The following is a 26,984-nucleotide window of genomic DNA, read 5'->3' on the forward strand; positions in this document are numbered from 1 at the left end:
TGCCGCAGGTCGCCATTTTGGGTGTGACGCGCGTGGCCAAGCGGGTCGTGGTCAAGGACGACAGCATCATGATCGCGCCCATGATGGGCCTGCATCTGATCTTCGATCACCGCGCGGTGGACGGCTATCCGGCCGCGCGCTTCCTGACCGATCTGAAGACGCGGCTGGAAACCGTCGAAGGCCTGTGATGCTCGCCCCCGCCTTTCTCTCCGATGGCATCCACTGCGCAGACGAGCAGGATTGGAACCGCGCGCAGCTTGCGCAACCGGTCCTGCGGCCCGCTGTGCGGTTGTGGACGTATGCCGCGCCCGGTGTCGTCCTGGGGCGTGCGCAGGCGGCGTTGCATCCGGGCATGGCAGGCGGTGCCACGCCGGTGGTCGTGCGCGATGCCGGCGGCGGTGCGGTGCTGGCCGGGCCGTGGATGTTGTCGGCGTCGATCGTCCTACCGGCCGATCACCCGTTGGTGGCCGGCACCGGCACGGTATCGAGTTACCGCTGGCTGGGGGTGCTGCATGCGGGGCTGCTGCGCGATCTCGGCATCCCCGCCTATGCGGTGCCGCCCGAAGAGTTGCAGATGGCACCGCCGGACCGGTCGCTCAAGTGGGCCTGCTTCGGTGGGCTGTCGCCGTGGGAGGTGGTGGTCGGACAACGCAAGATCGTCGGCCTTGCGCAGGTGCGGCGGCGCACGGGTGTGCTGCTGACGTGCGGCACGCTCATCTCGCCGCCGGACTGGCCGCTGCTGTGCGCGGCATTGGGCGCGAGCCCGGCCGACGCGCAGCGCCTGCAGGCCTGCACCACGTCGTGCACCGAGCAACTCGGTGTGCCGCTGATGGCCACCGTGCTGGCAGAAGGTCTGCATCACATGCTCGTCGATGTGCTCGGCGAACACGACCCCACCAATCCATCCCAGCCTTCCCGCCGCGCGTGGCATACGGCGCAGGCAACCCTGTCCGCTGCGGCGGGCCCGTGAGCCCACGGTCAACGTTGTGCATTTCAACAAGATAAGGCGCGCACTGTGCTCGCCCACAAAAGGAGGCAACCAATATGAAACCCACGCCAGCCGCTGGCTCTGCCATGCGCGTTTTGGACAAGCAACCGAAGGTGTCGCGCCGGGGTTTTCTACGCGGCAGCGGCTTGGCCGCCATCAGCGTCACGGTCGTTCCCGCGGCCATCGCGGCCAGCAAGGATGTGGCGGTTGAGCAGAGCTTTCCGCGCCTGGGCATGGCCGCCGGCAAGACCCTGTTGCGCATGGCGCGCGACATCTATCCGCACGACAAGCTGGCCGAGAAGTTCTACGTCGAGGCCGTCGCGCCGTATGACGCGGCAGCAGCCAAGGACCCGGCGGTGAAGACGCTGCTGACCGATGGCGTGCACGATCTGGATCAACGCGCCAAGCAACGGTACGGCGTGCCCTACGTCCAGGTGAAGACCGAGGACCAGCGTGTCGCGCTGCTCAAGGACATCGAGGCCACACCCTTCTTCAAGAAGGTCCAGGGCGATCTGGTCACTGGTCTCTACAACAACAAGAAGCTGTGGCCGCTGTTCGGCTACGAGGGTTCGTCGTGGCAGAAGGGCGGCTACCTGAACCGCGGCTTTGACGACATCGACTGGCTCTGAGCCTCGGCGCATAAAAAATACGGAGACAAGCATCATGACGGATCAGGCAAAGTTTTCCCTCGACGATGACAGCGTCGTCGTGATCGTCGGCTCGGGCGCGGGCGGCGGCACACTCGCCAACGAGCTGGCACAGCGCGGTGTCAAATGCGTGGTGCTGGAAGCGGGCAAGCACTACACGCAGGCCGATTTCGAGAACGACGAATGGGCCATGTTCAACAAGATCTCGTGGCTCGACAAGCGCATCTCGGCGGGGGGCTGGCACCACACCAAGACGTATCCCAACCTGCCGGCCTGGATCGTGAAGGGCGTGGGCGGTTCCACGGTGCACTGGTCTGGCGTGGCACTGCGTTTTCAGGAGCACGACTTCCACACCCGCACGACCTACGGCGCCATCGACGGGGCCAACGTGCTGGACTGGCCCATCACGCTGGCCGAGCTGGAGCCGTATTACGAGCTGGCCGAGAAGAAGATGGGCGTATGCGGCACCAAGGCCAGCGGCCTGCCGCCCATGCCGCCGAACAACCACTACAAGGTGATCGAGGCAGGTGCAAGGAAGGTCGGCTACAAGCACATCGTGCGCCCCGCCGCTTCGAACTCCGAGCCGTACGACGGCCGCCCCGGCTGCATGCAGATCGGTTTTTGCATGCAGGGCTGCAAGATCGGTGCGAAATGGTCAACGCTCTACACCGAAGTGCCGCGCGCGCAGGCTACGGGCAAGGTCGAGCTGCGGCCCGAGTCGATGGTGCTGCAGATCCAGCATGACAAGCAGGGCCGTGCGAATGGCGTGCTCTACGTCGACAACCAGGGCCGCAAGCAACTGCAGAAGGCGCGCGTGGTCTGCGTGGCGGGCAACTCCATCGAGTCGCCCCGGCTGTTGCTGAACTCGGCATCGAGCCTGTTCCCGAATGGGATGGCCAACTCGTCCGGGCAGGTGGGCAAGAACTACATGAACCACGCCACGGCCGCAGCGGTGTCGATCCACAAGAAGCCGGTCTACATGTACCGCGGCTTCGACATCGCAGCGGTGGTGGCCGATGAGGTGCCGCTCAACACCAAGCGCGGGTTTGTCGGCGGGTATTACCTCGAAGGGCTGGCGCTTCACCTGCCGTACACCGCCGCGTTCATGAAGCCGGGGGGCTGGGGGCGCGACTTCACCTCGGCCATGGAGATGTACGACCACATGAGCTGCGTTTGGGTGTGCGGCGAAGACCTGGCGCGCGAGCAGAACACCATCACGCTGCACCCCACGGAGAAAGATCAGTACGGCCTGCCCATTCCCATCGTTACCAAGACCTATCACGAGAACGACGACAAGATCGCGGCCCATGGCCTCGTGCAATGGCGCAAGGTGTCGGAGGCGGTGGGCGCGACGCGTGTGATCGACATGCCCGCCTATCCGGCCAGCCACAACATGGGTACCAATCGCATGAGCGCGAAGGCCAGCGACGGCGTGGTCAATAAGTGGGGCCAGGCGCACGACGTGAAGAACCTGTTCATCTCGGACGGCAGCCAGTTCACGTCCAGTTCGGCGGCCAACCCGACGCTCACCATCGTGGCGCTGGCAATCCGGCAGGCGGAATACATTGCCGGGGCATTGAACCGGAAGGAAATCTAAGCCAGCCAACCCGGTTGCCATTGCGTTGCGGCATCCGGGTAAATCGATTAGCGTAGAACCGCATCTGCCCTCGTCCAAAGGCCGGCAAAGACCGGCGGCGCGGGCTTCGCACCCTACAAATGCGGCGGCTAAGGAGACAGTCGTGCAGCAAAAAGCACACCGCGCACATATCGAGCGGCTGCTCGCCTTTTCGCAGCAGCCGGGCGAGGCGCATGGCGTCATCGAGCGTTCATGGCGGCGCTGCCTCGACGATTACGGCCGCGACCCCAGCCGCCCCACGCCTGCCTACATCGTCGAGGCGCAGCGCCTACGCGAGCACAAGGACCAGATCGAAGATTTTCTGAGCGTCGCGCGCACCGGCATGGAGCAGCTCTACAAGCGTGTCTCGGGCCTCGACTACGTGCTGCTGCTGACCGATGCCTACGGCGTGACGGTGGACTTCATCGGCAACGACAACCTCGACCGCGAGCTCAAACGATCCGGCCTCTACCTCGGCGCCGACTGGAGCGAATCACGCGCCGGCACCTGCGCTGTGGGCGCATGCATCGTCGAGCAGGCTCCGGTGACGTGCCACCAGACCGATCACTTCGACGCTTGTCACATCACGCTCACCTGCAACAGCGCACCGCTGTTTGATCCCACGGGCAACTTCCTGGGCGTGCTCGATGTGTCCGCACTGACTGCACCGGCGCCGCGCGAAGGGCAGCATCTCGCGCTGCAGATGACGGCCATGTACGCGCAGAAGATCGAAGACGCCAACTTCCTGCGCTACTTCCGTGATCAGTGGATTCTGCGGCTGGGCTCGACCTGGTCCTTGGTCGATGTGGACAGCGAAATCATGGTCGCCTTCGATGCCGATGGCGTGATCCGCGGCATCAACAGCGGCGGACGGCGCAAGCTGCGGCTCGAGAGCGATCCCCACGCCGATGTGCGCGGCCATCTGCTGACCGAAGTGTTCCGCGAAAACATGAGCGAGCTGTGGCGCATTGCGCGTGCTGGCACCTCGTCGGAACGCACCGCCGTGCGGATGTTCGACCACGGTCTGTATTACGCGACGGGCATTCCGCCGCGCGGCGCACCCGGCAAGCCGTCCACACCGTCTGCGACGGCGTCTCAACCGGCATTGCCGAGCCCCGAGGCCAGCGCCGCACTGGAGGCCCTCGGCGCCGATGATCCGCAGATGCAGCGGCTGATCCTGCAGGCCAAGCGCTTGGCCAACAAGCCGCTCAACATCCTGGTGCAGGGCGAGACCGGTACCGGCAAGGAAGTCCTGGCCAAGGCACTGCATACCGCCAGCGAGCGTCGTAGCAAGGCGTTCGTTGCGGTCAACTGCGCGGCCATCCCCGAATCGCTGATCGAAAGCGAGCTGTTCGGCTACACGCCCGGCACTTTCACCGGCGCGCGCAGCAAGGGCATGCGTGGCCTGATCGCCCAATCAGACGGCGGCACGCTGTTCCTCGACGAGATCGGCGACATGCCGCTGCATCTGCAGAGCCGGCTGCTGCGCGTGCTGTCCGAACGCGAGGTGATGCCGCTGGGCTCGGAAAAGCCGATCCCGGTCGACCTGCGCGTCATTGCCGCCTCGCACCGCGACCTGCGTCAGCTGATTGCGGAGCAGCGCTTCCGCGAGGATCTCTACTACCGCCTGTGCGGTGCCACGCTGCACCTGCCGACGCTGCGCGAGCGGCGCGACAAGGACTACCTGATCGCGCGCATCGTCGAAGAAGAGGCGCGCCAGCTCGACATGCATGCAGAACTGGCGCCGGCCGCGCTGGCAGTGCTGCGCGGCTACCCGTGGCAGGGCAATGTGCGGCAGTTGCGCAACGTGCTGCGTTTCGCCCTTGCCATGAGCGATGACGGCCTGATCGACATCGATGCGTTGCCGCCGGAGATTCTGGAAAGCGTGACGGACAGCGCGGCAGACGTGGTGTCAGCCACGGCCGATGCGGCACCGGACAGCGAGCGTGAAACCTTGCTGGCGGCCTTGCGCCGGAACAAATGGCGCATCACCCAGGTGGCGCACGAGCTGGGCATTGCCCGCGCGACGGTCTATCGCCAGATGGAGCGTTTCGGAATTGTCGCGCCGAATCAGCAGTAGGGAAGCGAGGGGCTTGCGTCTCAGGCTGGACGAGCGATGCGGATGAGGGAGGGGGGAGCCGGTCGAATGCCAGTTCGTGGTGGGCAGAAATGCAAAAAGGGTTACAGGCAGAACCTGTAACCCTTTTTTTATTCTGGTGCCGCTGACCGGAATCGAACTGGTGACCTTCGCATTACGAATGCGCTGCTCTACCGACTGAGCTACAGCGGCGTCGGAAACAGCGATTCTAACAGAACTTTTTGTTGCCCTGCAAGAGCCGCTGAAACACTGACCTTACACGGCGTGGTTACGCCGTCTTGCCCGCTTCGAGGTGGTACTGCGTGACACGATCCACTTCGTTCTTCGAGCCCAGCACCACGGCCACACGCTGGTGCAGCTTCTCGGGCTGGATATCCAGGATGCGCTGCTCGCCGTTGGTGGCCGCGCCGCCGGCCTGTTCCACCAGGAAGGCCATCGGGTTGGCTTCGTACATCAGGCGCAGCTTGCCGGCCTTGCCCGGCTCGCGCTTGTCCCAGGGGTACATGAAGATGCCGCCGCGCGTCAGGATGCGATGCACGTCAGCCACCATCGAGGCAATCCAGCGCATGTTGAAATCCTTGCCGCGCGGGCCTTCGGTGCCGGCCAGGCATTCGTCGATGTAGCGGCGCACGGGCGGGGCCCAGTGGCGCATGTTCGACATGTTGATGGCGAATTCCTTCGTGTCGGCCGGAATCTTCACGTCGCGGCTGCTGAGGATGAAGCTGCCGACTTCGCGGTCGAGCGTGAACATGTGAACGCCGTTGCCGACGGTCAGCACCAGCGTGGTCTGCGGGCCGTACACGGCGTAGCCGGCAGCGACCTGCTTGGCGCCGGGCTGCATGAAATCAGCTTCGGTCACGGCTTCGCCGGCCTTGGGCATGTGCAGCACCGAGAAGATCGTGCCGATCGACACGTTCACGTCGATGTTGGACGAGCCGTCGAGCGGATCGAACAGCAGCAGGTATTCGCCCTTCGGGTAGCGGTGCGGAATCTCGTAGAACGACTCCATCTCTTCCGAGGCCATGGCGGCCAGGTTGCCGCCGTATTCGTTGGCTTCGAGCAGGACTTCGTTGGCGATCACGTCCAGCTTCTGCTGGGTTTCGCCTTGCACGTTGCCGGTGCCGGCTGAGCCGAGCACGCCGGCAAGGGCGCCCTTGTTGATGCTGTGCGAGATCGCCTTGCAGGCGCGCGCCACGACTTCGAGCAGCAGGCGCAGCTCGGCCGGGATGGTGTTGTGCTCGCGCTGTTCTTCGATCAGGTAGCGGGTGAGGTTGATGCGCTTCATGGGTTCTCCTGAGACGGGCGCGATTTTACGATATCTGACGTTTGCATCCCGTCAGGCCAGTGCCTTGCCGACGATCTCGCGCACGTCGCGCGAGAGGCTGGGGTGGGCTGCCACGCGCTTGAGCGCGTCCTGCATGGCATCGCGCAGCGCCGGCACGTATTTGCGCCAGCGGTCGAGCGCGCGCGCCAGACGGGCGGACACCTGCGGGTTGATGGCGTCCAGCGCCAGCACCTGCTCGGCCCAGTACGCATAGCCGGAGCCGTCGGCAGCGTGGAACTGCGCCGGGTTGCCAGAGCAGAAGCTGAAGATCAGCGAGCGGGCGCGGTTCGGGTTGCGCAGCGTGAAGGCCGGATGCGCCATCAGCGCGCGCACGGTTTCCAGCGTGGGCTTGCCGGCACCGCCCGGCTGCATCGCCTGCAGCGAGAACCACTTGTCGATGACCAGGGCGTCGTCCGCAAAGCGTGTGTAGAAGTCGGCCAATGCGGCTTCGCGGCCCGGAGCGTAGCTGGCGACCATTGCCGAAAGGGCACCCATGCGGTCGGTCATGTTGGTGGCGCGGGCGTATTGCTGTTCGGCCAGGGCTAGCGCTTCGGGCGCCTCGGTCTCGACCAGATAGCCCAGAGCGATGTTCTTGAGCGCGCGCTTGCCGGCGGACACCGCATCAGGCGAATAGGCACCTTCGGTCAGGTTGTTCTGGTAGGCGTGCAGCAGTTCGGCGTTGAGGGCTTCGGCCAGCGTGCGGCGCAGCGTGCGGCGCGCGGTGTGGATGGCGGCCGGGTCGGCCACATCCATGCGCTCCGCCAGGTAGCTTTCGGCCGGCAGGATCAGCATCTGCTCGCGGAAGGCCGGGTCGAGCGTGGCGTCGGCTACCACGGCGCGCAGGGCTTCCACCAGCGCAGGGTCGACCGCTGGCGCGCGGCCATGCTGGATGTCGGCCACCATGCGCAGCAGCGTGTCGGTGGCCAGGCGCTGGCCGGCTTCCCAGCGGTTGAACGGATCGGAATCGTGCGCGAGCTGGAAGGTGAGCTGCTCGGTCGTGTAGCCGTATTCGACGATGACTGGTGCCGAGAAATTGCGCAGCAGCGAGGGCAGCGGCGCTTTGGCCACGTCTTCGAAGACGAAGGTCTGCTTGGCCTGCGTGAAGTCGAGCACGCGCGTGGTTGCGGGTTGGGTCGATGCGGTTTCACCGCGCAGGCGCAGTGGCAAGTCGCGGCCTTGTGCATCGATCAGGCCCACCGCAAACGGAATGTGGAACGGCTGCTTCTGGATGCCACTGTTCACTTCGATACCGACCGGCTCGCAACGCTGGCGCAGTGTGAGTGTGTAGGTGTGCGTGGCCGCATCGTGATGGCCTTCCACGGCAACGACCGGCGTGCCGGCCTGGCTATACCAGCGGCCGAATTGCGTGAGGTCGCGGCCATTGGCATCCGCCATGGCAGCGCGGAAGTCGTCGCAGGTGACGGCTTGGCCGTCGTGGCGTTGGAAGTATAGGTCCATGCCTTTGCGGAAGCCGTCGCGGCCCAGCAGGGTCTGGTACATGCGCACGACCTCCGCGCCTTTCTCATACACGGTGACGGTGTAGAAGTTATTGATCTCTTCGTAGCTGTCGGGGCGCACCGGGTGGGCCATCGGGCCCGCGTCTTCCGGAAACTGTGCCTGGCGCAGCAGGCGCACGTCTTCAATGCGCTTGACGGCGCGCGCGCTCGCCGCTGCCGCTTCGTTGCCAGCCTGTGCTGCCATGTCGGCGGAGAACTCCTGATCGCGGAATACGGTCAGGCCTTCCTTCAGGCTCAGTTGGAACCAATCGCGGCAGGTGACGCGGTTGCCTGTCCAATTGTGGAAGTACTCGTGGCCCACCACCGACTCGATGTTGGCGAAGTCCACATCGGTGGCGGTCTCGGCATTGGCCAGCACGTACTTCGTGTTGAAAATGTTCAGGCCCTTGTTCTCCATCGCGCCCATGTTGAAGTCGCCCACGGCGACGATCATGAAGCGATCGAGGTCGAGTTCCAGCCCGAAGCGGCGCTCGTCCCAATGGATCGAGTGGATGAGCGAGTCCATCGCGTGGCGCGTCTTGCCCAGGTCTTGCGCCTCAACCCACACCTGCAGCAGCTTCTCCTTGCCCGAGGCGGACTGGATACGCTCTTCGATGCATTCGAGCTTGCCCGCCACCAGCGCGAACAGGTACGACGGCTTCTTGAACGGGTCGTGCCACACGGCTTCGTGTCGGCTGTCCGGCAGGTCGCGCTTCGACACGAGGTTGCCGTTGGACAGCAGCACGGGGTAGTCCGCCTTCGACGCACGCAACGTCACGGTGTACACCGTCATCACGTCAGGCCGGTCGAGGAAGTAGGTGATCTTGCGAAAGCCCTCCGCCTCGCACTGCGTGAAGAAGTTGCCGTTGGACACGTACAGCCCCATCAGCGACGAGTTGGCGGCGGGATTGCAGTAGGTGGTGAGCTCGAGCGTGAAACTGGCGCCAACCTCGGCCGGGACGGCGTCGATGGTGAGCGTGTCGTCGTCGGTGTGCAGGCCGGACACGGCTTGGCCATCCACCGTTGCGCCCGCCAGTTCCAGCCCTTCGCCTGCCAGCACGAGCGGCTTGCCGGCGTCCGTGCGCGTCATGCGCATGCGGTTGACGACGCGGGTGCGCTCGGGCACAAGGTCGATCTCCAGCGCCACTTCGTCGATGCGGAAGGCAGGGGCGGTGTAGTCCTTGCGGTAAATCGTCACGGCGGTATCGGTGCGCAACATCGGTAACATCCTCGTAGCGGAACGCAAAAGACCATTGTACTCAGGCCCTCGGCGGGAATCTTCCAGGCGGCGCGCGACTCTGACCAACAGGCCGTGCGCAGCCAGTTCCGGGCGTGCAAAGCCATCTGTCTGATTGAGAGTAGGGGGAATTTCTATGTGGAAGTGGATCAAGACATCGGGCATCTGGCCGATGGCCGGCGCGCTGATGGCGGCCAGCCTGCTGGCGGGCTGCGCGAGCACGGTCACCAGTCAGGTGACGGCCTTCAGGCAGCCCGGCTGGAACGACGCCCCGCCGCGCACCTACGCGTTCGAGCGTACCGCAGCGCAGCAGAACGACCTGGAGCGTCAGACCTACGAGGCCTGGACGTCCGACCAGCTTGCTGCCCACGGCTTTACCACCGCCCCGCGCGCCAGCGCACGCTATCTCGTTCGGCTGGACTACTCGACGGCCACGCGCCTTGTGCAGGTGCGCCAGCCGGTGTACCCCGATCCGTACCTGGGCCCAGGCCCGTGGGGGCCGTGGCGCAGCCCGTGGGGGCCTTGGGGCCCGTGGGGTCCGCAATATGTCGATACCAACGTGCAGGTGCCGTTCTATGCCTATCACGTCGACATCGACGAAGCCGCCACCGGCAAGCGCGTGTATCAGGTGACGGCGCAGACGCAGGGCGGGGACGGCTCGCTCGCCGCCGTCATGCCGTACCTGATCCGCAGCGCGTTCGCCAATTTCCCGGCGCCGAACGCGCAGCCGGTGCTCGTCGAGCTGCCGGTTGATCCATCGGTGAAACCGGCACCTAAGTAGTGCGCCTGAGTGGGCGTGGCGGCTGGTCTACGTTAAAATGCCTGACCTAATTTGTAGGCCGCCAGCCGTACCCCGCTTGAGCGTTGTCACCCCATCCCATCTCGCGCCGACCGCCACCCCTGGCCGGCGCCGCCTGCGCCCCGTCGCTACCCTTTTGACGGTGCACCGCAACGCTTGCGGCCTCACTCCCGGTTTCCCCCTGTTCCCACAGTTTTCTGCCACTCCGTGCCCGGGTGTCTCTGCCTGAGCGCGTGTGCGTCTCATCTGCGGAACGCCCCCATCAGGCCCCATCAGGATTCATCGATATGAACGACAAGCTCCACGACGCCTCGCCCGCTTCCCAAGATCAAGGCGCCGAGGCCGAACTGCGCCGCGCCGCGTTTGAATACCACCGCGCCCCGACGCGCGGCAAGATCGAGGTGCGCCCGACCAAGGCGCTGATCAACCAGCGCGACCTGTCGCTGGCGTATTCCCCGGGCGTGGCCTATCCGTGTACCGCGATCGAGCAGGACCCGTCGCTGGCGGCCGAATACACCTCGCGCGGCAACCTGGTCGGCGTGATCACCAATGGCACCGCTGTGCTGGGCCTGGGCGACATCGGCCCGCTGGCCAGCAAGCCGGTGATGGAAGGCAAGGGCTGCCTGTTCAAGAAATTTGCCGGCATCGACGTGTTCGACATCGAGCTGGCCGAGCGCGATCCGGACAAGCTGGTCGACATCATCGCCTCGCTGGAGCCGACGCTGGGCGGCATCAACCTCGAAGACATCAAGGCACCCGAGTGCTTCTACATCGAGCAGAAGCTGCGTGATCGCCTGAACATCCCCGTCTTCCACGATGACCAGCACGGCACGGCGATCATCTCGTCGTCGGCGCTGCTCAACGGCCTGAAGGTGGTCGGCAAGGACATCGGCAGCGTGAAGGTGGCGGTGTCGGGCGCGGGCGCCGCGGCGATTGCCTGCCTCGACGTGATGGTGGGCCTGGGCGTCAAGCGCGAGAACGTCTACGTGGTCGACTCCAAGGGCGTGATCTACGTTGGCCGCGACGCCAAGATGGAAGCGAACAAGGCACGCTACGCGCAGGACACGTCGGCCCGCACGCTGGCTGACATCGTGCGCGATGCGGATGTGTTCCTGGGTTGCTCGGCCGCCGGCGTGCTGACCGCCGAGATGGTCAAGACCATGGCGCCGAAGCCGATCATCCTGGCGCTGGCCAACCCCGAGCCGGAAATCCGCCCCGAAGTGGCCAAGGCCGCGCGCCCGGACTGCATCATCGCCACGGGCCGTTCGGACTATCCGAACCAGGTCAACAACGTGCTGTGCTTCCCGTACATCTTCCGCGGTGCGCTGGATTGCGGCGCCACCAAGATCACGGAAGCGATGAAGCTGGCGTGCGTGAAGGCCATCGCCGAGCTGGCCGAAGCCGAAACCAATGACGCCGTAGCCCAGGCCTATGCCGGGCAGGACCTGACCTTCGGCCCGGACTACATCATCCCGAAACCGTTCGATTCGCGCCTGATCGAGAAGATTGCGCCGGCCGTTGCCAAGGCCGCGGAAGAGTCCGGCGTGGCCACGCGCCCGATCAAGGATCTGGACGCCTATCGCGCGCAACTGAGCGACTTCGTGTACCACACGGGTCTGACCATGCGTCCGGTGTTCTCGGCCGCCAAGGCCAACCCGAAGCGCGTCGTCTATGCCGAAGGTGAGGAAGAGCGCGTGCTGCGTGCCGTGCAGACGGTGGTGGACGAAGGCCTGGCCAAGCCGATCCTGATCGGCCGTCCGCACGTGATCGAAATGCGCATCCAGAAGGCCGGCCTGCGCCTGAAGGCCGGTGTGCATTTCGAGCTGATCAACCCGGAGGATGATCCGCGTTTCCATCAGTATCACAGCGCCTACCATGAACTGATGGGCCGCAATGGCGTGACGCCGGACATGGCCAAGTCCCAGTTGCGCCGCTCGAACACGCTGATCGGCGCGATGCTGGTGCGCCTGGGCGATGCCGATGCCATGCTGTGCGGCACCGTTGGCCGTTTTGATGCGCACCTGGAGCACGTGCGCGACGTGATCGGGCTGGCACCGAACGCCAAGGTGTTCGCCGCCATGAACGGCCTGATGCTCGAGAAGCACACGCTGTTCATCACCGACACGTTCGTCAACGAGAACCCGAGCGCTGAAGAGCTGGCCGACATCACCAAACTGGCGGCAGAAGAAGTGCGCCGCTTCGGCCAGGAGCCGAAGGTCGCGATGCTGTCGCACTCGATGTTCGGCTCGTCGAAGAGCACGTCGGCCCGCAAGATGCGCGCGGCATACGACCTGCTCAAGACCGAAGCTCCCGAGCTGCAGGTGGAAGGCGAGATTCAGGGTGACGCGGCGCTGTCGGAAGACATTCGCCATCACTTCCTGCCCAAGAGCGCGTTCTCGGGCAGCGCCAACCTGCTGGTGATGCCGACCCTGGATGCCGCCAACATCGCGTTCAACCTGCTCAAGATCACGGGCGGGCAGGGCGTGACGGTGGGCCCGATCCTGCTGGGCGCGGCCAAGCCGGTGCACATCCTGAACCCGTCGGCCACGTCGCGCCGCATCGTCAACATGACGGCGCTGGCGGTGGCGGACGTGTCGGCCGCTCGCTGATCGGTTGATGGTCAATACGCTGGGCTGCCGTGTGCGGTAGCCCAAGAAAGGACGGCGCCTGGAGCGATTCAGGCGCCGTTTTTTCATGCGGGTTTGAGAACCGGAAATCTGCAGGCAAAAAAAACGGCGCCCGAGCCTCGGAACGCCGTTGGAATGATCCGCCCGCGTGTCGAAGCGCGGGGCGGTGACAAGGAAAGCAACCGCTTAGAACTTTGCGCGGATGCCCACGCCGAAGGTGTCGGCCGAGCTCAGGTTCGAGACCTTGTCGCGGAAATACGCGGCATACACGTCCGTGCGCTTGGACAGCGAGTAGTCGTAACCGACCGCCCAGGTGTTGCGCTTCACGTCGGCAGCGCCCGAAGTCTTCGTGTAGGCATACGATGCCAGGATGCTGCCCGGGCCCAGCGGAATCGATGCGCCCAGCTGGCCGCCGTTGCTTTTGGCGTCGCCCGTGTTGATCGTGTTCTTGATGTACTGGTACTGACCGTACAGCTTGACCACGCCAAAGTCATACGTGGCACCCAGCTGGCCCGCCGTCTGGCGCGAGAAACCCGTCACCAGCGCGTTCAGGTCGCCTGGGTTCGAGTTGAAGCGCACTTGCTGGAACGCTGCGGTGGCCGCGAAGTTGCCGTGGAAGTACAGGACGTTGCCGCCCCACTTGTTCTGGCCGTTGTGGCCGGCTTGCTCGCCCGCGCCATAGATGAAGTTGGCGGTCAGGCCATTGAAGTCCGGCGTCGAGTACAGGATCGAGTTGTTCCAGCCCGAATCTCCCACCAGACCCGAAATGCCCGCGGCGCCGGTCAGGCCGTTGCCGAGGTAGGTATGGAAGATCATCGGCGAGAACGTATACGAATCGCCGTACGGGTTGAACAGGATCGTCGAGACGAAGTACGGCGGCGTGATGCGGCCGAGCTTGATCGTGCCCCAGGAATTGGAGGACAGACCCACGTTGGCGTTGCGTGCGAAGAACGTATCGCCGTCAAAGCGGCCAGCCTTGCCGGTGTCGGGGCGGAAGAAGGCTTCCAGCGAGAAGAGCGCCTTCAGACCGTTGCCCAGGTCTTCGCTGCCCTTCATGCCCCAGTACGACGTCGACATGCCGCCGGAGTTGACACCCCATGCGCGGTCGGACGCGCCCAGGTTCTTGGTTGCACCGGCCCAGGCGTCCACCTGGCCGTAAAGCATGACCGACGACTGCGCTTGTGCACCGGCGCTCATTGCCCCCAGTGCCGATGCCACTGCCAGCGCAGCCGCGCCACGCTTCATGTTCCACTGCATAGCTACCTCCTTTGTTGTTGAAAGTTCGCTGCGGGGTGTGCCGCACTCTTTGTTGCGGTCACACGCGGCCGGTCAGGTTCCGTGCCGTGCGGTGTCCTACGCCCCATGACACCGCGCCCACAGCGTTGTTTGTACTGATTAACCTGAAATCAAATCATTCAAGCGGAAGCTCACGACGCGATCGATCTGCTCCAGCGAATTGCGCAGTTCGGTGTCGCGGTCGTTGTTCAGCCGCTGGGTCATGGCGGCGAAGATGGCCTGCCGATCATGGCCGCGCACCGCCATCACGAACGGGAAACCGAACTTCTCGCTGTAACGGGCGTTCAGGCTTTGCAGGCGTGCCAGCTCTTCCGGTGTCAGCTGGTTCAGGCCCGCACCGCCTTGTTCGCTGGTCGACGCAGCAGTCATCTCGCCTCGCGCGGCCGCTGTGCCCGCCAGTTCCGGATGGGCGCGCACGAGCTTGATCTGCTGCGCTTCACCCGCTTGCTGTACCGCGCGGCGCATGGCGGAGCGCAGCGCCTCGGCCGAGGCAAACGGGCGTTGCGACACGACGCGCTCGGCCACCCACGGCGAGTGCTCGTAGACGGCACCGACGATCTGCACGAACTGGGCGTCGCTCATCGCATTGAGTTGCGCGATGGTGTATGTGGTGTGCGCGGCTTTGGCGTGTGCGGGTTGGTGGGGCTGTGGCGCGGGCGATTGGCCGTTGGCGCCCGCGCTCAGCACTGCGAGCGCGGCCGTTGCTGCAACCGTCGTGATACCGCGTTGGATCGTCCACTGCATGGTCTTTCATCCCTAAGGTTCTGTGCCGCATATCCCCGCCGCATTCTCTGCTGCGGTCAGGGACCAGCCGTTCAGGGTTCCGGCCGGGCGACGCCCCGTGCACGCCACGTTCGCGGCGTGGTGTTGCTAGCCTGAAATCAAATCGTGCAGGCGGAAACCCGCGATGCGATGAATCTGTTCCAGCGACGTACGCAGCTCGGTATCGCGGTCGTTGTCAACACGCTTGCTGAAGTTGTCGATGATTCCGTGGCGGTCGTAGCCGCGCACCGCCAGGATGAACGGGAAGCCGAACTTCTCGTTGTAGCGGGCGTTGAGTTCTTGCAGGCGGGCGAACTCTTCCGGCGTGCACTGGTTCAGGCCGGCGCCGCTCTGTTCGCGCGTCGATTCAGCGGTCAGTTCGCCGCGCACGGCGGCCTTGCCGGCCAGCTCCGGGTGAGCGCGCACGAGCTTGAGCTGCGGCTCAACGCCAGCAGCGTCCACGGCGTGGCGCATGGCGGCAGTCAGCGCATCGGCGGAGGCAAACGGGCGCTGCGTGGCGACTTGTTCGGCCACCCACGGCGAGTGCTCGTAGATGCCGCCCAACACTTGCACGAACTGCGCTGCGTCCATGCCGTTGAGCTGCTGAATGGTGTAAGGAGCGGTGTACGTGGTCTGGCTCATGCTGCGGTGCTCAAAACGGGTTGCTTTGCATACGGGTGGTTCTGCATCCAATGATTGGCGATGTCGATGCGCCGGCAGATCCACACCTTGTCGTGCGATTGCACGTAATCCAGGAAGCGCTGCAGCGCGCGGAAACGCGCCGGGCGGCCCAGCAGGCGGCAGTGCATGCCGATCGACAGCATCTTCGGTGCGGCCAGGCCGTTGGGGTCGCCTTCTTCGTACAGCACGTCGAAGGCGTCCTTCAGGTACTGGTAGAAATGGTCGCCCGTGTTGAAGCCTTGCGGGCTGGCGAAGCGCATATCGTTGGTGTCGAGCGTGTACGGCACCACCAGGTGCGGCTTGGTCTCGCCGGATGAGGTTTCGACTTCGGTCCAGAAAGGCAGGTCGTCGCCGTAGTAGTCCGCGTCGTAGGCGAAGCCGCCGTGCTCGACCACCAGGCGGCGCGTGTTGGGGCTGTCGCGGCCGGTGTACCAGCCGAGCGGCGCGTTGCCGGTCAGCTCGCGGATGATCTCGACGCCGATGCGCATGTGCTCGCGTTCGGTGGCTTCGTCGATGTTCTGGTAGTGGATCCAGCGCCAGCCGTGGCAGGCGATTTCGTGGCCCAGGTCAACGAAGGCCTGCGTCACGTCGCGATGGCGCTGCAGGGCCATCGACACGCCGAAGATCGTCATCGGCAGGCCGCGCTTTTCGAACTCGCGCAGGATGCGCCAGACGCCCGCGCGCGAGCCGTATTCGTAGATGCCCTCCATGCTCATGTGGCGAGCAGGGTAGGCGGCTGCGCCGATGATCTCGGAGAGGAATTGCTCCGAGCCGGCATCGCCGTGCAGCACGCAGTTTTCACCGCCTTCTTCGTAGTTGAGGACGAACTGCAGTGCTACGCGCGCGCCGCCCGGCCAGTTGGCGTTGGGCGGATTCTTGCCGTAACCGATGAGATCGCGCGGATAGCTATTGTTGGTCATGATTTTTTGGGTCGAGGAGACTTCATACAACACCGGTCAGACGGTTGAATGGCGCTTTCCAAATTCACGACATCACGGTTGGATGTTGTTCCTGCCAGCGGGCGGGTCCAGCAGCTTGAAGGCGCTGGGTTGTCGCTGTTGCAGGAACGCCGCAGTTGTGCGGTCTTGTCATGAAATTGGCGAGCCTCCATCACGTCAGGCCGAGACTGCCCGGGCAGCCTGCGCCAGTTCCAGCGCGAGCTTCCGGTGAACCGTGAGATGGGCGTCGAGTTCAAGCGTGGTCAGGCGGCCGTCTTCGACAACCACGCGCCCGTTGATCACGCTGTGCGCCACGTTGGACGGGGCGCAGAAGACGAGCGCGGCAACCGGGTCGTGGTCGGCGCCGGCAAAACCGACCTGGTGGCGATCGAAGCTGACAAAGTCGGCGGACATGCCCGGTGCGAGCGCGCCGATGTCATTGCGGTTGAGCACGCGGGCGCCGCCAAGCGTGGCGATTTCCAGCGCCTCGCGCGCGCTCATTGCCGCGGGGCCGAAGCCAACGCGCGCGAGCAGCATCGCCTGGCGCGTTTCACCCAGCATGTGTGCGCCGTCGTTCGAGGCGCTGCCGTCCACGCCCAGGCCGACGGGCACGCCGGCGTCGCGCATGGTGCGGATGGGCGCGATGCCCGAGGCCAGGCGCATGTTCGAGCAAGGGCAGTGCGCCACGCCCGTGCCGGTACGTGCGAACACGTCGATGCCGTGCGCGTCGAGCTTCACGCAGTGCGCGTGCCAGACGTCGTGGCCGACCCAGCCGAGGTCTTCTGCATACTCGGCCGGCGTCATGCCGAACTTCTCGCGCGAGTAGGCGATGTCGTTGTCGTTCTCAGCAAGGTGCGTGTGCATCGACACACCGTAGCTGCGCGCGAGCTTGGCCGATTCGCGCATCAGATCGCGCGAGACAGAGAAGGGCGAGCACGGCGCCACCACCATGCGCAGCATGGAGTGGCGATCGGCGTCGTGCCACGTTTCAATCAGGCGCTGCGTTTCCTTGAGGATGGCTTCTTCGCCCTCGACCACACGGTCCGGCGGCAGGCCCCCCTGGCTGCGGCCGACGCTCATGCTGCCGCGCGCGGCATGAAAGCGCATGCCGATCTGCTGTGCGGCTTCGATCGAATCATCGAGCCGGCTGCCGTTGGGATACAGATACAGGTGGTCGCTGGAGGTCGTGCAACCCGAGAGCAGCAGTTCCGCCATCGCCGTGAGCGTGGACACGCGCACCATCTCCGGCGTGAGGCCCGCCCACACCGGATACAGGTTCGTGAGCCAGCCGAACAGTTCGGCGTCCTGCGCGGCGGGCAGCGCGCGCGTCAGGCTCTGGTACATGTGGTGGTGCGTGTTGACGAAGCCTGGCGTGACCACGTGGTCACGCAGCTCCATTACACGTACGTTGGGTTGGCCGATGGCATCGCGATACTGCGCGGGCAGATCGGCCGTGGCACCCACCCATTCGATCACGCCACCGCGCGCCACCAGGGCGCCATCGGGGATCTCGCGGCGTTGCGCATCCATGGTGACCAGCACGTCGGCATGACGGGCAATCAGCAACGAGGTCGGGCGCGCGTCGGTGTGCGCGACAGTGGCGTTCATGCGATTACTCCGTGCCGTGGGTGTTGGCGGCAGCGTCGCGCATTGCGTGCTCGGCCGACTGCATGCCGTTGTAGTAGAGGTTCAGGATGACCGCGACCAGCGTGCCCAGCACGATGCCGCTGTGCGTGACCGGCTCCAGCCAATGCGGCAGGTATTGGAAGAAGGTCGGAGCCAGCGTCGGGATCATGCCGAAGCCGATCGAGATCGCCACGATGAACAGGTTGTGGCGGTACTTGTTGAAATCGATCGAGCCCAGAATGCGCACGCCCGTTGCCGCCACCATGCCGAACATCACGATGCCTGCGCCGCCCAGTACGAAGGAGGGCACCGATGCCACGATGTGCGCCATCTTCGGAAACAGGCCCAGCGCGATCAGGATGACGCCGCCCATGGCAGCCACGAAGCGCGAGCGCACACCCGTGACGGTCACCAGCCCCACGTTCTGCGAGAACGACGTGTACGGGAACGTGTTGAACAGGCCGCCGATCACGGTGCCCAAGCCGTCAGCACGCAAGCCGCGGGTCAGGTCATCGGTGGAGAGCTTCTTGCCGGTGATCTCGGCCAGCGCCAGGAACATGCCGGTCGATTCCACCAGCGTGATCAGCATCACGATGCACATCGAGGCGATGGCGCCGAAGTGGAACGTCGGCATGCCGAAGTGCAGCGGTGTGATGACGGCCATCCACTCTGCATCCGCAATGCCGGCGAAGCTGACCTTGCCGAACGCCATGGCGATGAACGTACCGATCACGATGCCCAGCAGCACGGCGATGTTGCCGATCAGGCCTTTGCCGTATTTAGTCAGCAACAGGATGATGACCAGCACCGCCAGCGCAATGCCCAGGTTACCGAGGTTGCCGTAGTCGAGGTTCGGCACGGTCTGCAGCACACCGTCCACCACTGCCTTCTTGGTCGGCTGCCCGCCTGCGGCCCAGTTGATGCCCACGCCCATCAGCGACATGCCGATCAGCGTGATGACGGTGCCGGTCACGACCGGCGGGAAGAGCCCGAGCACGCGCCCCATCAGCGGCGCGACGATGATCCCGAATATCCCCGCCGCGATCACCGCGCCGTAGATGCCCAGCAGGCCGATGCTCGGGTCGGTGCCGATGGCGATCATCGGGCCGACCGAGGCGAAGGTCACGCCCATCATGACGGGCATGCGAATACCGAACTTCCACACGCCGAACGCCTGGATGAGCGTGGCCAGGCCGGCGGCGAAGAGGTCGGCATTGATGAGGAATGCGAGCTGCTCCTTGGGCAGATGCAGTGCACCGCCCACAATCAGCGGCACCGCCACGGTGCCTGCATACATGACCAATACATGTTGCAGGCCCAGGGCCAGCAGGCGTCCGTAAGCGACGCGCTCGTTGGTCAGATCCGCCGTGGGGGCGGCGATGGTGCTGCTTGCCATAAAAACGTCTCCTTTGAATGGTGAGCCGGACGGCGTCCGGCTTGGAGCGGCCAGCCTCTGACGTGCCAGCTCGCCCGATACAGCAAAACGGGTCCTAGACCTTGTTGCGCGGGCCCAATACCGAGCGCAGGTCGAAATCAGCTGGCGCCTCCGGGCGCACGCGGTCGGCACAGCATTGCAAGTGCTGGGCCATGTGGGCTTGCGCGGCACTCGCGTCGCCACGCTCCAGGGCGTTGAGAATGTCCAGGTGTTCGTCGAACGAGCAGGCGTTGTTGCCCGGGGCTTCGACGCTGGCGATCATGAGGGTCGTGCGCGACACGAGGCGGCGCATCATCTCGACCACCAGCGGGTTGCCCGACTGCTCGGCCAGCGCAACGTGGAACTCCGCAGACAGGCGGATCCAGCGCGGGCGGTCGTGCGTGACGAAGGCCTCGCGCTCTTCTTTGACGAGCTGGACCAACGGTGCGATGGCCGCCTTGGGGTTGCTGCTGTGGCCGACCTTGTCGAGCACGGCGTGCTCCAGGATCTGGCGCAGTTCGAACATGGCGTGAGCCTCGTCAATGGAGGGCGCGGCGATGAACGCGCCGCGGTTCGGCTCCAGGTCGACCAGGCCGTCAGCGGCCAGTTGAGAGAAGACCTTGCGCACCGTATGGCGCGCGGTGGCATAGATTTCGCAAAGCGCATGCTCCGTCAGCTTCGTGCGCGGAGGCAGGCGGTGCTCCATGATCGCGTCGTAGATCTCGTGGTACATCCGCTCTTCGACCGACATACGCATTGCTCCCGATGCCTTGGTGCCCGACTTCGACGCCGTTTCCGTGGAGACCAGCTTGAGATTCTTGGACATGGCAGATCCGCCTTTGAGTAGTGCAGCGCAACACAAGTCGACTGCGAAGCCGCTGCGAAAATCTGTTGACAATTATTCGTGTGGGCCCTCAATATTGTCAACAAAATGCGTTCGGGTTTCCGACAAACTAGGGAAATCCCTGTCTCGAGTCCCCACCGAGGCTGGGAGTCGGACCCAGAACGAGCGACGGCTTTGCCGGTTTGGCATGCCTCTTCAACATGAAGGTGGCAGGCGTAAACCGGCTGGACGCGCGCCGGGATGCGTGCAGTGCACGTACCGAGCGGGCCCCGACGTCAGCCCCTGTCCCGCTTGGGACACAAGGGATTGGCGCGAGGTGCAAGTGGAGGCAGCGGCGCTTCTGAAAATTCGAACTACAGAGGAAGACAAATGGGACGCTTGACCACCCATGTGCTCGACACCGCTGCAGGCACGCCGGGGCAAGACCTGGCGATTGCACTGTTCAAGATTGTCGACAATCAACGCCAGCCGATCAAATCGGTTCGCACCAATCACGATGGCCGTTGCGATGCGCCGCTGCTGGAAGGCGACGCGCTGCAGACCGGCGTCTATGAGCTGGACTTCGCGGTGGGCGACTACTACCGCGCAGCCGGCGTCAAACTCCCCGAGCCCGCGTTCCTCGACGTGGTGACGCTGCGCTTTGGCGTGGCCGATACCAGCGCGCACTACCACGTGCCGTTGCTGGTCTCGCCGTGGTCGTATTCGACCTATCGCGGTAGCTAACGGGCAGGGAGTCATCATGGAAGGCTATATCCTCGACTGGGCCAACCTGCTCTTGCGTTGGCTGCACGTGATCGTCGCGATCGCGTGGATCGGTTCGTCGTTCTACTTCGTCTGGCTCGACAACAGCCTGACCAAGCCGACCGCATCGGACCTGAAGGACAAGGGCGTCGACGGCGAGCTGTGGGCCGTGCACGGCGGAGGGTTCTACAACCCGCAGAAATACCTGCTTGCACCGAAGCAACTGCCGGATCATCTGCACTGGTTCTACTGGGAGTCGTACTCCACCTGGATGTCGGGCTTTGCCCTGCTGACGGTGGTGTACCTGTTCAACGCCAACGTCTACATGATCGACCGCAGTGTGTTCGACATGACGGCGACGACGGCGGTGATCCTGGCGCTGGCGTTCCTGGTGGTCGGCTGGCTGGTGTACGACACCATCTGCCGCGTGTTCGGCAAGAACGACCGCGTGGTGGGCATTCTGGTGGCGGTCTATGTGGTGCTGGCTGCGTATGCGGCGTGCCACCTGTTCTCGGGCCGCGCGGCATTCCTGCTGATCGGCGCGATGATCGCGACCATCATGAGCGCCAACGTGTTCTTCTGGATCATCCCGGGGCAACGCAAGGTGGTGGCCTCGCTCAAGGCTGGCGAGAAGCCGGACCCGATCCACGGCAAGCGCGGCAAGCAGCGCAGCGTGCACAACACGTACTTCACGCTGCCGGTGCTGTTCGCGATGTTGTCGAACCACTACAGCATGACGTACTCGTTCAAGTACAACTGGGCTGTACTGGTGCTGATCATGCTGGCGGGCGTGCTGATCCGTCAGTTCTTCATCCTGAAGCACAAGGGCGTGGTGAACTGGGGCTACCCGGCCGCTGGCGTGGCTGTGCTGCTGGGTGTAGCGGTGTGGCTGGCTCCGGTGCAGCGTCCGGCGGCACCTGCCGCAGAAACGTCGGCAGCAGCACCCGCCGCGGCAGAAGGCGGCGCTTCGGCACCGGCAGCAGCCGCTCCGGCAGCTGCCGGCGGTTCGGACTTCGCCAAAGTACAGGCAGTCGTTACCGCACGGTGCTACCAATGTCACTCGGCGCATCCTACCCTGATGCCTTCGCCGGCCAAGGGCGTGTTGCTCGATACGCCGGAACAGCTGTCGGCACATGCGCAGCTCGTCTACCAGCAGGTTGTGCAGCAAAAGCTGATGCCGCTTGGCAACGTGACGCAAATCACCGATGACGAGCGCGCGATCATCGCCAAGTGGTTTGAAGGCGGCGCCAAGACCAACTGAGGCGCACGCTGAAGCAACAACAGACAGGTTTATCGGAGCATGCCATTCGTTCCCTAGCGGGTGGCATGACCGGTGAGGGTTGAACGGGGCTACGGCCCCGTTTTTTTTTTCGTCTGGGGCTTTCAGCGCGTGGCGCTCTGCGCGGCACAGCCTTGCACGGGCATGGGGCAGTTCGCCATGGATCGTGAGCAGGCTCCGAGCATGCGCCCAGAGCCCTCTCGGGACTGGGCTTACTTGCCCACCCCCAACAGCGCCAGCACGCCCAGCACCAGGAAGATCAACGCCGCAATCCGATGCACGAGCGTGATTGGCATGCGCGACGCAAACTTGTTACCCATCAGCACGGCGGGCACGTTGGCCAGCAGCATGCCGACGGTCGTACCAGCGACAACCCATGCGACGTCGTGGAAACGCGCTGCCAGGGCCACCGTGGCGATCTGCGTCTTGTCGCCCATCTCGGCAAAGAAGAACGCAACGATGGTGGTGCCGAGGATGCCCGGGCCGCGCGTGTCTTTTGGTGCTTCGTCGTCGTCGAGTTTGTCGGGAATCAGCATCCAGCCAGCCATGGCGATGAACGCGATACCGAGAATCCAGCGCAGCGCGTTCTCGCCGAGCACATGCGTGATCCAGCCGCCGACAGCGCCGGCCAGTGCGTGATTGACGAGGGTGGAGATGAAGATGCCGAGGATGATCGGCACCGGCTTGCGAAAACGCGCGGCCAGCAGGATCGACAGCAGTTGCGTCTTATCGCCGATTTCCGCAAGGGCGACGATGCCGGTGGAGACGAGGAAGGCTTCCATGTTGTTGTGGTGTCCGGGCCGTGTGCGAACCAATGACGCGCCACTGCCGGCCCTGTCCGCAGTGGGTTGTCATCGGTCTCGCCAGGCGCGTCACCAAGGTGCCAAGATGGCACCCTGAGTGGCTGCTGACCACGCCATAACCACCTGTCATTGCGACGGCAGTCAAGTCTGTTGACGTGGTCCTCGAAGTGTCGACTTCGAGCGGCTACTCCCCAATGGAAGCCGCGATTATAAGTGCATCAGGCGTTGGCGCCAACCGCAAATTTGGCCGGCTCGCCCTGGATGTAAGTGGCGGAGACAGCACGGTCCTCACCGAGCAGTGCGAGGGAGAACAGCAGCTCTTCCAGCGTTTCCGAGCGTGCATTGCGGCGCGCCAGCAGCGGCGTGGCGGCCGGATCGAGCACGATGAAGTCGGCTTCGGCGCCCGGCACGAAGCTGCCGATGCGGTCTTCCCAGCCCAGAGCTTCGGCAGCGCCGCGCGTGGCCAGGTAGAACATGCGCAGCGCGGTCAGGTGATAGCCGCCCATGCGCGCAACCTTGTGCGCCGTGCCCATCGTGCGCAGCATCGAGAACGAGCTGCCGCCGCCCACGTCGGTAGCGAGCGTCAGTGCCAGGCGGTGCGCGTCGTTCTTGTGGAAGTTGTACAGGCCGCTGCCCAGGAACAGGTTGGACGTGGGGCAGTGCGCCACGGCCGCGCCCGATTCCGCCATGCGTTGGCGGTCGCTGTCGTCCAGCCAGATGGCGTGGCCGTAGAAGGCGCCCTTGCGCAGCAGACCGTACTTGTCATACACGTCCAGATAGCTGCGCGCGTTCGGGAACAGGTCGGCCACCCATTTCACTTCGTCGGGGTTTTCGGCGACGTGGGTCTGGATGAAGACGTCCTTGTACTGCTTGGCGAGCTCCGCGCAGGCCTGCAGTTGCGCTTCGCTGGAGGTGGGTGCGAAGCGCGGCGTGATGGCGTAGCCCAGGCGGTCCTTGCCGTGCCAGCGCGAGATCAGGTCTGCCGTATCGCGCGCGCCCGATTCGGCCGTGTCGCGCAGGTATTCCGGGCAGTTGCGGTCCATCATCACCTTGCCGGTAATGAGGCGCATGCCGCGCTGTTGGGCTTGGCTGAACAGCGTCTCGGCGGAGCTGCGATGCACGGTGCTCCACACCATCGCGCTGGTCGTGCCGTTGCGCAGCAACTCGTCGAGGAAGAACGAGGCGACGCCGGCGGCGTACTGCTCGCTCTCGAAGCGGCGCTCTTCCGGGAAGGTGTACGTCTCCAGCCAGTGCAGCAGGCCCGGGGACGGCGACGCAATCATGTCCGTCTGCGGGTAATGGATGTGCGTGTCGATGAAGCCGGGGACGATCAGCTTTCCGCTGTAGTCGTGCAGCTGTGTGCCGGCGGGCAGGCCTTCGCGCAATGCGGCGTAATCGCCGGCCTGCAGCACCTTGCCGCCCGAGACCACGAGCAGGCCATCTTCCCAGTACTCATAGGCATCGCGCTCGCGATACTGCGGATCGTGCAGGAAATGCAGCACGCGGCCGCGGTAGGCGTGAACGGTTGCGTTGGGATTTGGAGGCATAGTGGTCATCGTCGTCTCGTGGGTTTTTACGTCGCTAACACAACCTGCCCGGCGTCGTTGCGCCTCCTGGCCGTACGTTTGTACTGTCTGCGTCGGCGCGCCTAGCCAGGCAGGCTGTGTTAGCGACTCTTAGTGTGTGTGCTTCCAGTGGTCGTCGACCTTGGCAAGCCACATTGCTTTGTCCTGCTCGGGCAGGAAGGACGCCTCGAAGCTGTTGCGCGCGAGCATGTGGGCATCAGCGGCGCTCAGGTCGAGGGCGTTGAAGGTGGCGAGCCAGTTGGTGTTCATGTAGCCGCCAAAGTAAGCCGGGTCGTCGGAGTGCAGGGTCACTGCGCAGCCGGCATCCAGCAGTTGCTTGAGCGAGTGGTCGCGCAAGTCGGGGTAGACCTTCAGCTTTTCGTTCGACAGCGGGCAGACCGTCAGCGCGATGCGCTCGGCGGCCAGGCGCTTGACGAGCGCGGCGTCGTCGATGGCACGCACGCCGTGGTCGATGCGCTCGACCTTCAGGATGTCGAGCGCGTCGATCACGTACTGCGCGGGGCCTTCCTCACCGGCGTGGGCGACCAGTCGCAGGCCGAGTTCCTTGCAGCGTGCGAACACGCGCGCGAACTTCTCCGGCGGGTTGCCGCGTTCCGACGAATCCAGCCCCACACCGACGATGCGGTTGGCCGGATCCTGGATGTAGGGCAGGGCGGCTTCGAGCGTGGCGAATGCATCTTCCTCGCTCAGATGGCGCAGGAAGCAGAGGATCAGTCGGCTGGAAAAACCGTGCTCGCGCTCGGCATCATCCAGCGCGCGGACGATGCCGTGGATGGCCACATGCATCGGTACATTGCGCGCGGTGTGCGTCTGCGGGTCGAAGAAGATTTCGGCGTGGTGGACGTTGTCGGCCAGCGCGCGCGCCACATACGCGGCGGTCATGTCGTAGAAATCCTGCTCGGTGAGCAGCACGCTGGCGCCGGCGTAATACAGGTCGAGAAACGATTGCAGATCGTCGAACGCGTAGGCCGCGCGCACTTCTTCAACCGATGCATAGGGCAGCTTGACACCGTTGCGTTCGGCCAGCGCGAACATCAGTTCGGGTTCGAGCGAGCCTTCGATGTGGATGTGCAGCTCAGCCTTCGGGCTGGTGGCGATGCGTTCTGCAAGCGCTGGCGAGATCGGCATGATTAGACAGATGTGGGGACTCGGTATGGAACCGCCGCGCCGCTGCTAGCACTGGTGAGCGCATGTTGTTGCAGCTCGCGTACCTGCAGCAGTTGCGCGACGACGGAGACCGCAATGATATCCGGCGCCTTGTCCACAATGCCCGCCACACCAATCGGGCATACCATTTCCGGCAAGCGTGCCGGGTCCACACCGTGCTCCACCATGCGGTGCTCGAAACGCGCGCGCTTGGTCTTGGAACCGATCAGGCCGAAGTAGGCAAAGTCCGTGCGGCGCATGATGCGTTCGCACAGCGCGAGGTCCAACGCATGGTTGTGCGTCATGACCAGGAAGTAGCTGCCGGCGGGCGCGTGGTCGATCACGGCTTCCGGCGTATCGGTCGATTCGATGACGACGTTCGGCGGCACTTCCGTCGGGAACGGGAACATCGCATCGCGCTCATCCACCCACGTCACGCGGCAGGGCAGATGGGCCAGCGCACGCACGATGGCGTGACCGACATGGCCCGCGCCGCACAGCACGATCGACATGTCGGGCGGCAGTACAGTCTGCGTGAAACCGTTGGCGTCGAACTGCACACCGGCTGCGGCTGCATCACCGATGCTCGCTTCGACGTTCACAGACGCATCTGCAGAGACAAAGCGGCGCAGGCTGCGGCGCTGGCGCATGGCGTCGTCGGCCAGGGCGATCCAGTCCACATCACGCGCATCGAGTCGTTCGAGCGACAGGCGCACCACGCCGCCGCAGCACTGGCCCAGCGCGGGGCCCAGCGGAATGCGCACGAACTGGCGGCGTGCTTCGCCGCTGGCTTCGGGCGCAGCCATCATGGCCTGGGCGATTTCCATCGCGCGCCATTCCAGATGGCCGCCGCCGATGGTGCCGAAGAAACCATCACCGCACACCAGCATGAGCGTGCCGGGCTCGCGCGGGGCGGAGCCCTGTACGTCCGTCACCGTGACCAGCACGCACGGCTGCCCCGCTTGCACGGTGGCAAGCACATCGGCAAAGCGGAATGGGCGCAGTTGCGTGTGGTCGATGGCGGTCATGACAGGGTC

The 26,984-nt window shown here is 64.7% G+C and carries 22 protein-coding genes, 1 tRNA gene and 1 riboswitch; of the genes, 9 read left to right on the forward strand and 14 right to left on the reverse strand.

The genetic code is table 11. The features are described from left to right. The 5 genes from NG900_RS22465 to NG900_RS22485 form a co-directional block, all read left to right on the forward strand. The coding region (locus NG900_RS22465; protein WP_252683908.1) for a 2-oxo acid dehydrogenase subunit E2 at positions 1-188 on the forward strand (188 nt) is incomplete at its 5' end. Continuing rightward, positions 188-970, forward strand: coding sequence for a lipoate--protein ligase family protein (locus NG900_RS22470; protein ID WP_252683910.1), 783 nt, complete (start codon positions 188-190; stop codon positions 968-970). The genes NG900_RS22465 and NG900_RS22470, both read left to right, overlap by 1 nt. Positions 971-1,044: 74 nt before the next feature. Next, positions 1,045-1,617 (forward strand): gluconate 2-dehydrogenase subunit 3 family protein, encoded by a 573-nt coding sequence (locus tag NG900_RS22475; RefSeq protein ID WP_252683912.1) that lies wholly within the window; start codon positions 1,045-1,047, stop codon positions 1,615-1,617. Positions 1,618-1,651: 34 nt separating this feature from the next. Beyond that, positions 1,652-3,232: a GMC family oxidoreductase gene (locus NG900_RS22480; protein ID WP_252683914.1), complete on the forward strand. Its 1,581-nt coding sequence runs from the start codon at positions 1,652-1,654 to the stop codon at positions 3,230-3,232. A 142-nt stretch (positions 3,233-3,374) separates the two neighbouring features. After that, the gene (locus NG900_RS22485) at positions 3,375-5,330 is read left to right on the forward strand and encodes a sigma-54-dependent Fis family transcriptional regulator (RefSeq protein WP_252683916.1); all 1,956 of its coding nucleotides are present in this window, start codon (positions 3,375-3,377) and stop codon (positions 5,328-5,330) included. A 134-nt stretch (positions 5,331-5,464) separates the two neighbouring features. On the opposite strand, the gene NG900_RS22490 is transcribed toward NG900_RS22485, so the two are convergent. From NG900_RS22490 to pepN, 3 genes are all read right to left on the reverse strand, one after another. Then, positions 5,465-5,540: transfer RNA gene (locus tag NG900_RS22490), tRNA-Thr, on the reverse strand. A gap of 76 nt (positions 5,541-5,616) precedes the next feature. Continuing rightward, positions 5,617-6,633, reverse strand: a complete 1,017-nt coding sequence (locus NG900_RS22495; RefSeq protein ID WP_252683918.1) for a class 1 fructose-bisphosphatase — start codon at positions 6,631-6,633, stop codon at positions 5,617-5,619. Between the two features lie 51 nt (positions 6,634-6,684). After that, positions 6,685-9,387: an aminopeptidase N gene (gene pepN / locus NG900_RS22500; RefSeq protein WP_252683920.1), complete on the reverse strand. Its 2,703-nt coding sequence runs from the start codon at positions 9,385-9,387 to the stop codon at positions 6,685-6,687. Positions 9,388-9,541: 154 nt separating this feature from the next. Between pepN and NG900_RS22505 the strand changes: the two genes are divergently transcribed. Both NG900_RS22505 and NG900_RS22510 read left to right on the forward strand, forming a co-directional pair. After that, complete coding sequence (locus NG900_RS22505; RefSeq protein ID WP_252683922.1) at positions 9,542-10,186, forward strand: DUF4136 domain-containing protein; 645 nt, start codon at positions 9,542-9,544, stop codon at positions 10,184-10,186. Positions 10,187-10,491: 305 nt separating this feature from the next. Further along, positions 10,492-12,813: an NADP-dependent malic enzyme gene (locus NG900_RS22510; protein WP_252683924.1), complete on the forward strand. Its 2,322-nt coding sequence runs from the start codon at positions 10,492-10,494 to the stop codon at positions 12,811-12,813. Positions 12,814-13,017: 204 nt separating this feature from the next. Here NG900_RS22510 and NG900_RS22515 read toward each other — a convergent pair whose 3' ends face one another. The 7 genes from NG900_RS22515 to NG900_RS22545 all read right to left on the reverse strand — a co-directional run bounded on the left by NG900_RS22515 (position 13,018) and on the right by NG900_RS22545 (position 20,374). Beyond that, positions 13,018-14,088: a porin gene (locus tag NG900_RS22515; protein ID WP_252683926.1), complete on the reverse strand. Its 1,071-nt coding sequence runs from the start codon at positions 14,086-14,088 to the stop codon at positions 13,018-13,020. A gap of 138 nt (positions 14,089-14,226) precedes the next feature. After that, positions 14,227-14,709 (reverse strand): 2-oxo-4-hydroxy-4-carboxy-5-ureidoimidazoline decarboxylase, encoded by a 483-nt coding sequence (uraD, locus tag NG900_RS22520; protein ID WP_252684334.1) that lies wholly within the window; start codon positions 14,707-14,709, stop codon positions 14,227-14,229. Positions 14,710-14,997: 288 nt separating this feature from the next. Continuing rightward, complete coding sequence (uraD, locus tag NG900_RS22525; protein WP_252683928.1) at positions 14,998-15,531, reverse strand: 2-oxo-4-hydroxy-4-carboxy-5-ureidoimidazoline decarboxylase; 534 nt, start codon at positions 15,529-15,531, stop codon at positions 14,998-15,000. Next, positions 15,528-16,490 carry an allantoinase PuuE gene (puuE, locus tag NG900_RS22530; protein WP_252683930.1) on the reverse strand — a complete coding sequence of 321 codons (963 nt, stop codon included), beginning with the start codon at positions 16,488-16,490 and terminating at the stop codon, positions 15,528-15,530. Before puuE ends, uraD (NG900_RS22525) begins: the two co-directional genes overlap by 4 nt. Positions 16,491-16,685: 195 nt before the next feature. After that, complete coding sequence (locus NG900_RS22535; RefSeq protein WP_252683932.1) at positions 16,686-18,116, reverse strand: 8-oxoguanine deaminase; 1,431 nt, start codon at positions 18,114-18,116, stop codon at positions 16,686-16,688. Positions 18,117-18,120: 4 nt separating this feature from the next. Further along, positions 18,121-19,530: a nucleobase:cation symporter-2 family protein gene (locus NG900_RS22540; protein ID WP_252683934.1), complete on the reverse strand. Its 1,410-nt coding sequence runs from the start codon at positions 19,528-19,530 to the stop codon at positions 18,121-18,123. Between the two features lie 94 nt (positions 19,531-19,624). Continuing rightward, positions 19,625-20,374: a GntR family transcriptional regulator gene (locus NG900_RS22545; RefSeq protein WP_252683936.1), complete on the reverse strand. Its 750-nt coding sequence runs from the start codon at positions 20,372-20,374 to the stop codon at positions 19,625-19,627. 387 nt (positions 20,375-20,761) lie between these two features. Here NG900_RS22545 and uraH point away from each other — a divergent pair, with 387 nt between their 5' ends. After that, positions 20,762-21,115, forward strand: coding sequence for a hydroxyisourate hydrolase (gene uraH / locus NG900_RS22550; RefSeq protein ID WP_252683938.1), 354 nt, complete (start codon positions 20,762-20,764; stop codon positions 21,113-21,115). A gap of 16 nt (positions 21,116-21,131) precedes the next feature. After that, entirely contained in the window at positions 21,132-22,394 is a 1,263-nt protein-coding gene (locus tag NG900_RS22555) for a urate hydroxylase PuuD (RefSeq protein ID WP_252683940.1), read from the forward strand. Between the two features lie 230 nt (positions 22,395-22,624). Here the strand turns inward: NG900_RS22555 and NG900_RS22560 are convergent, their stop codons facing one another. The 4 genes from NG900_RS22560 to xdhC all read right to left on the reverse strand — a co-directional run bounded on the left by NG900_RS22560 (position 22,625) and on the right by xdhC (position 26,966). After that, entirely contained in the window at positions 22,625-23,194 is a 570-nt protein-coding gene (locus NG900_RS22560; RefSeq protein WP_252683942.1) for a TMEM165/GDT1 family protein, read from the reverse strand. A gap of 108 nt (positions 23,195-23,302) precedes the next feature. Next, a riboswitch (yybP-ykoY riboswitch) is annotated at positions 23,303-23,420 on the reverse strand. Positions 23,421-23,433: 13 nt separating this feature from the next. Beyond that, positions 23,434-24,771 (reverse strand): guanine deaminase, encoded by a 1,338-nt coding sequence (gene guaD / locus NG900_RS22565; protein WP_252683944.1) that lies wholly within the window; start codon positions 24,769-24,771, stop codon positions 23,434-23,436. 120 nt (positions 24,772-24,891) lie between these two features. After that, positions 24,892-25,929, reverse strand: a complete 1,038-nt coding sequence (locus tag NG900_RS22570) for an adenosine deaminase (RefSeq protein WP_252683946.1) — start codon at positions 25,927-25,929, stop codon at positions 24,892-24,894. 2 nt (positions 25,930-25,931) lie between these two features. Beyond that, positions 25,932-26,966, reverse strand: coding sequence for a xanthine dehydrogenase accessory protein XdhC (gene xdhC / locus NG900_RS22575; protein WP_252684336.1), 1,035 nt, complete (start codon positions 26,964-26,966; stop codon positions 25,932-25,934). Positions 26,967-26,984: the final 18 nt, after the last annotated feature.

The sequence above is a fragment of the Ralstonia soli genome (assembly GCF_023955655.1).
In the GTDB taxonomy this organism is placed as follows: domain Bacteria; phylum Pseudomonadota; class Gammaproteobacteria; order Burkholderiales; family Burkholderiaceae; genus Ralstonia; species Ralstonia soli.